A 5,690-nucleotide genomic window follows, 5' to 3' on the forward strand; every position below is an offset into this window, starting at 1 on the left:
TTTGACTCGTGATGGCGAGTCTGATCTGACGTTGGATTTCGGGTTCTACCCGCGGCCGAAGGTGAAGTTGCCCAAGACGGGCGTCTGATCTGATCCCCCTGGTGCAGGGGGAAAGATCCAACCCGGGAAGGGGGTTGGGGCGGAGTTCAACTCCACCCCAACCCCCTTTTTCTTGTTCGCCCTATTGCGAGCGGATGGCGCCCAAGGCGCTCAACCGCATCGCCCGGTGAGCCGGTAACCATCCGGAAATGGCGCCGATGAGCGTTGCGCCCGCCAGCGCGGCCAACGGCAGCCACAGTGGGATCACGGAAATATCGGGCGGAACGAACTCCTCCGGCACAGCCTGCAACCCCATCCCCACGTCCACCCCAGTCGCACCGTCACGAGAAATGCTGTTGAGCACATGAGAAACGCCGTAGCTCAGCAAAATCCCCAGCACGCCGCCGATGAACCCGATCGCTGCTGACTCAAGCAGGAACAGCCGCCGGATGTCGCGCATCGCTGCGCCGAGCACCTTCATGATGCCAATCTCCTTGGTGCGCTCATAGACCGACATCAGCATGGTATTGGCGATGCCGATGGCTGCGACGAGCAGCGACACGAAACCAATCCCGCCCAGCACCAGCTGAATCGTGACCGCCTGCTGCTGCTCGGCCCTGATCCATTCGATCGGGGCCTCCACCTGGTAGCCCAACTCCTTTAGCGTCTTCACCAGCTCCGCCGCATCTTCCGGGGTGGCGGCAACCACCTCGAAATGCGAATAGACGAAACCGGCGCCCGGAGTGGCCCGCGCGTTCTTCTGGCTGGGCAGCTTCTTTCCTGGGAACTCTCGTTTCAACGTCTGGACCAAGGCATTTACATCAGCGGTGAAGTACCAGTCGAGTTCGCTGATGGCCGTCGGATCGGACCTCAACTGGCCCGAAATCTTGACCGGAACACGCTTCTTCGCCCCGCTGGCATCGTCCGGTTTCTGGCCTTGCGGTGGGAGCGGCTGATCGTCGAACTCGGTGAGCGAGATGGTGACTCGCTTCCCCTGCCAGTTAATCTTCGGCGGTTCCGGGGTGAGCCCGTCCCAAAGCATCTCGTTGACGTTGCCGCCCGCGAGCAACTGCAGCGGCATCTGCGGCTGGGGCGGGCCGCCGAACTCATACTTCAGATCGAACAGTGCGAATGCCTCCGCAGGTAGGGCGTGCACCTCGACCGGCACCGAGCGGCCGTCGAAGTGCAGCTCAAGCGGCAGGTTGTAGACCGGGTAGACCTGCTCCAGGCCGGTCAACAGTCGCAGCTGCGCGAGCGTGTCGTCGTCGAGCCCACCATGCTGACGCTGAGCGACGTTGGGCGCGCTATGCACCCGGATCGAACGCATCTCCACGTTCTGCAGGTGCCGCTCCAGGTCGGCCGTCAACCCCACACCCAGCGAGACCATCACCACTACCGATACGGTGCCGATCACGACACCCAACACTGTTAAAGAGGTACGGAACAGCCGCTGCCTGAGGCTGGCGAGGCTGCCCACCAGCAGGTCCGAGAACCGCATGGCTACACGCCGGGGGCGATGGGGCCGTCGAGGAACTGAAGGTCGTCCAGTTCCTCACGCTTGCGCCTGCGACGCCGCAGCCACACCACCAGCACCAGGACCGCGACCGCTAGCACACCGAACCCGATGAGCCACGGCAGCCAGGTGTAGCCGGGGTCGGCGGGCCCATCGTCCACCGAGGGCGGCGTCGGTGGCGGAAAGTCGTTGGGCTTGATCGGCTCACCCACCAGGAACTCGACGGGGTTCTCCAGGGTGTTCTGCTTGCCCTCCGCGTCCTCGTAGGTGACCACTACCTTCGCAGAAACTGGGCCCGGCTCGTCGGCCATCACCAGCAGCTCGACATTGCTCGAAGCCCCAGCATCCACCGTGCCGACGAAGTGTTCCGTCGGGCGCAAACCCTGCCCCTCCGCGATCGATACCCGCGCGTTGTGCATCTTCGCTTTGCCCAGGTTAGCGATCGAGAACGTGAGCGACGCCTCCTGTCCGACGGTGACCTCCTGCGGGGAGACCTTGACCGGGCTGGTGCTGGCGCGCTGATCCTGCTTGATGAGCACCGAGACCGTCTCCTGCGAGGACAGCGCATTGAAGTCGGGATCCTCGTACTCCACGGAGAACGTCAGCTGGTAGGGCCGGTCCTCCAGCGAGGGCAGGGCGGTGAAATCCATCGAACCGCTGACGCTCTTGCCGGGCTTGATCGACTCGATGTATGTGGAGGACGAGCCGTTGTTGGGCAGGAGGGCGCCGTCGGAGCCGCTGAACGTCACCTTCAGGTTGCTGACCTTCACCTTCTTCGACATGTTCTGCAGCGTGAAATGAGCCCGGAAGGACTGCCCAGCTGGCACGACGGCCGGCTCCGTCGTGAAAGCGCGCAGCATCACGCGCGGCAGTGGGCGCCCCGTTGCCGGATTCTGCGGCGCTCCCGGGCCGGGACCGGGGCCGCCCGGGCTGGCGCCGCCCGGGGTGTCGCCGCCCGGCCCGCCCGGCTTGTCCTGCTTGCCCGCACCGTCGTCGCCCTTGCCGGAGCCGGGGCCATCGTCGGCGGGAGAGGAGACGGTGCCGCCCGCGGGGGAGTCGGCCGGGTTGGCGTTCGCTGGCGGCGTCAGGAGCAGCAATGCGAGGACGAGGGAGAACAAGGCGATTAGTCTTCGCATGGCGGGGATACCTCCAGGCTGGTCGAGAGCTGGTTGTGGCTGATTTCGGCGATGCGCCCGTCGCTGATGGCGACGATGGTGTCGGCGAAGCTGGCCAGGTGGCGGTCGTGCGTGACCATGATCCACGTCTGCTTCAGCGACCGGTTGACGGCCCGGAAAAGCTGGAGCGTTTCCTCGGCGGTCCTGGAGTCGAGGTTGCCGGTGGGCTCGTCGGCGAACACGATCTTGGGGTTGGCGACGAGGGCGCGCGCGATGCCGACGCGCTGCTGCTGCCCGCCGGAGAGCTGCGCGGGCTTGTGGCTGGCGTGCTGGGCGAGGCCCAGCTGGTGCAGCACCTGGCGGGCGCGTCGCTCGCGCCTGGGGCGGCTGATGCCGCGGAAGGACAGCGGCAACGCCACGTTCTGCAGGGCCGTGAGCTGCGGCAGCAGGTTGAAGGACTGGAAGATGAAGCCGACGTTGTTGCGGCGGAACGTGACCAGCTTGCTTTCGCTGTAGCGATGCAAAGGGTGGCCGGCCACGCTGACCTGACCCGCCGTCGGGGCTTCGAGTCCGCCGAGCAGGTTGAGCAGGGTGGATTTGCCGGAGCCGGAGGTGCCGACGATGGCGGTGAAGCTGCCGGCGGGGATGTCGAGGTGGACGCGGTTCAGAGCGGCCACCTTCGAGCTGCCCACCGTGTAGACCTTGCTCAGGTCACGTGCGCGCACCATGAACTGGGCTGGTGCGTCGTGCATCATTGCTCGTCATCCTCCGTTGGTGGTAGGGGGAAGTCTAGCGAGCACCCGCAAACCACCGCAGGCCGGGAAGCTATAACGATACGCTTTACTGTTCAATTATCCGACGGCGGCGCGGCCTGCGTGGGCCCCGTCGGCTGGTTCAGGAGAGGTTGAGCCGGGCGGTGCAGTCGATGCCCTGGGCGCGGGCTCGTTCCTCCCAGTGGCGGGCCTCGTCGGGCGGGAGCTGGGCGAGCCGGGCCAGCGAGCAGAGCGCCACCGGGTTGCCCCGCTCGGCGGCGGAGCGCCACCAGCCCCGGGCGGTCTCCAGGTTGCGGCTGTCGTAGGCGACGTCGCCCAGGACCGTCATCGCCTCGTGCCCGCCGAGGCGGGCGGCCTCGTGGAGTACCTGGTAGGCCTCGCGGTACTCGCCGCGCTGGAGGTGAAGCTCGCCCAGCGCGGCCATCGCGGCGGTGTGGCCCTGCTCGGCGCAGTGCCGCCACCAGGGGAGCGCCTTGTCAGGCTGCTGGTGACGGGCGTACAGCAGGCCCAGGTTGAACATGGACTCGACATCACCGGCCTGGGCGGCAGCGAGCCACCAGTGCTCTGCGGTAGCGAAGTCGTTGTGGTCTTTCGCCCAGCGGCCCAGTTTGCTCATCGACATCGTGTCGCCGCGCTCGGCGGCGGACCGCCACCAGCGCAGCGCCGACTCCACGTCGCCGCGACCGATGCTGAGGGCGCCGAGGTTGTGCATGGCCTGCCCGTCGCCGTGCTCGGCCGCCCGCTCCCACCATGACGCGGCCGAGACGACGGCGCCCATCCCGTTCAGCAGGGTACCCAGGTCCACCATCGCATCGACGTCACCCGCATCCGCCTTCTGGCGTAGTCTTTCGAGGTATTCGGTGCAGCTTGGCTGTGTCATGGCTCCCATTGTTGCCGACGACGGGCCGCCGCGCAGGCCGCGCGCGGCTTCTTGTCTCCCGGTTGGGGCCCGCGTTGGGTGCGGTGGGTCAGGGGGCCTCGGGTTTCGTGGTGCAGTCGATGCCCTCGGCGCGGGCTCGTTCCTCCCAGTGGCGGGTCTCTTCGGGCGAGAGTTGGGCCCGCTGGATCAGCGCGCAGATCGCCTCCGGGTAGTCTTGCGCGGCGGCGGAGCGCCACCACTTCCGGGCCTCCTCCAGGTTGTTTTGCGCGTAGGCGCGGTTTGCGAGGAACACCATCGCCTCGGGGCTGCCGTGGTCTGCGGCCTCGTAGATCATCTGGTAGGCGGCGAAGAACTCGAAGCGCTGGAGGTGGAACTGGCCGAGCCCAGCCATGGCAGCGGCGTTGCCCAACTCGGCCCCGCGTCGCCACCAGCGGAAGGCCTCCTCGGGCTGGTCGATGCGGTGGTACAGCAGGCCCAGGCAGGCCATGGAGTCGGAGTCGCCGTTCTCCGACGCTTTCAGCCACCACAGCTCGGCGGTGACGTAATCGTCGTGCTCCGCCGCCCAGCGGCCCAATATGCGCATCGCCATCAAGTTGTCGCGCTCCGCCGCCATCTGCCACCAGACCAGGGCGGAGTCGGTGTCGCCGTCTTCGTGGCACAAGACGCCCAGGGCGTGCATGGCCGGCGCGTGGTCGTGCTGCGCCGCCCGCTCCCACCAACGTCGGCAGGCCGCCCGGTCGTCTGCGCTGTTGCGGAGGACGCCGAGGTTGTACATGGACTGCGCTTCGCCGTGGTCGGCCGCCCGCATCCACCAGATTTCGGCCGAGATGAGGTCGCCCTGCTCGTAGTGTGCCGTGCCCATGCTGAGCATCGCCAGGGCGTCACCTTCGTCCGCCAGGCGGCGCCACTCGTCGAAGTACGCGGAGTAGTCGGGCTTCGTCATGGTTCCATTCTCTCCGACGATGGGGTCGCCCCCGCAGCCCGGCTCACGTTTCGCAGCCGACCCTACCCCTCGTCGGGCTGGTCGGTGCCGGGTGGGTTCAGCTCGGCGAGCCACCGCGCGGCCTCCTCGTTGCCCAGCTCGGCGGCCCTGTGCAACCAGGTTTCGGGGTCGGCGGTGCGACCCTGTCCCTTGAGTAGCCGGTCGAGGGTGGTCATGGCATTGGTGTGGCCTTGCTCGGCGGCCGCGCGCCACAGGGACTCGGCATACTCGGGACGCCCGGCCTCGTTGGCGGCCGCCTTGACGGCGAAGACTTCCTCGGGGGTGGCGAGTTCGAACGCGGCCTCCCAGAGGGAGTCGGTTGTTGTGGTGGGCAGCTCGTCGCGGTCTAGCAGGTAGTCAGAGATGCGGTAGCCGCTGCCGGTACGGG

The 5,690-nt window shown here is 67.2% G+C and carries 6 protein-coding genes; all 6 read right to left on the bottom strand.

Annotation, left to right across the window (positions count from 1 at the left end):
• Positions 1–181: 181 nt before the first annotated feature.
• Positions 182–1,537, bottom strand: a complete 1,356-nt coding sequence (locus EII42_RS11915; RefSeq protein ID WP_125172370.1) for an ABC transporter permease — start codon at positions 1,535–1,537, stop codon at positions 182–184.
• A gap of 2 nt (positions 1,538–1,539) precedes the next feature.
• The gene (locus EII42_RS11920; protein WP_125172372.1) at positions 1,540–2,688 is read right to left on the bottom strand and encodes a COG1361 S-layer family protein; all 1,149 of its coding nucleotides are present in this window, start codon (positions 2,686–2,688) and stop codon (positions 1,540–1,542) included.
• Positions 2,676–3,422 carry an ABC transporter ATP-binding protein gene (locus EII42_RS11925; RefSeq protein WP_233558390.1) on the bottom strand — a complete coding sequence of 249 codons (747 nt, stop codon included), beginning with the start codon at positions 3,420–3,422 and terminating at the stop codon, positions 2,676–2,678. Before EII42_RS11925 ends, EII42_RS11920 begins: the two co-directional genes overlap by 13 nt.
• Positions 3,423–3,561: 139 nt before the next feature.
• Positions 3,562–4,320, bottom strand: coding sequence for a tetratricopeptide repeat protein (locus tag EII42_RS11930; RefSeq protein WP_158676503.1), 759 nt, complete (start codon positions 4,318–4,320; stop codon positions 3,562–3,564).
• 88 nt (positions 4,321–4,408) lie between these two features.
• Entirely contained in the window at positions 4,409–5,263 is an 855-nt protein-coding gene (locus tag EII42_RS11935; protein ID WP_125172374.1) for a tetratricopeptide repeat protein, read from the bottom strand.
• 62 nt (positions 5,264–5,325) lie between these two features.
• The coding region (locus EII42_RS13030) for a sel1 repeat family protein (RefSeq protein ID WP_199729885.1) at positions 5,326–5,690 on the bottom strand (365 nt) is incomplete at its 5' end.

It is taken from the genome of Tessaracoccus sp. OH4464_COT-324 (assembly GCF_003932855.1).
Classification (GTDB): domain Bacteria; phylum Actinomycetota; class Actinomycetes; order Propionibacteriales; family Propionibacteriaceae; genus Arachnia.

What these genes read in the sequence shown, in the direction of transcription:
- EII42_RS11925 (WP_233558390.1), bottom strand. Translation starts at nt 3,422, where the DNA reads ATGATGCACGACGCACCAGCCCAGTTCATGGTGCGCGCACGTGACCTG.
- EII42_RS11935 (WP_125172374.1), bottom strand. Translation starts at nt 5,263, where the DNA reads ATGACGAAGCCCGACTACTCCGCGTACTTCGACGAGTGGCGCCGCCTG.
- EII42_RS11915 (WP_125172370.1), bottom strand. Translation starts at nt 1,537, where the DNA reads ATGCGGTTCTCGGACCTGCTGGTGGGCAGCCTCGCCAGCCTCAGGCAG.
- EII42_RS11930 (WP_158676503.1), bottom strand. Translation starts at nt 4,320, where the DNA reads ATGACACAGCCAAGCTGCACCGAATACCTCGAAAGACTACGCCAGAAG.
- EII42_RS11920 (WP_125172372.1), bottom strand. Translation starts at nt 2,688, where the DNA reads ATGCGAAGACTAATCGCCTTGTTCTCCCTCGTCCTCGCATTGCTGCTC.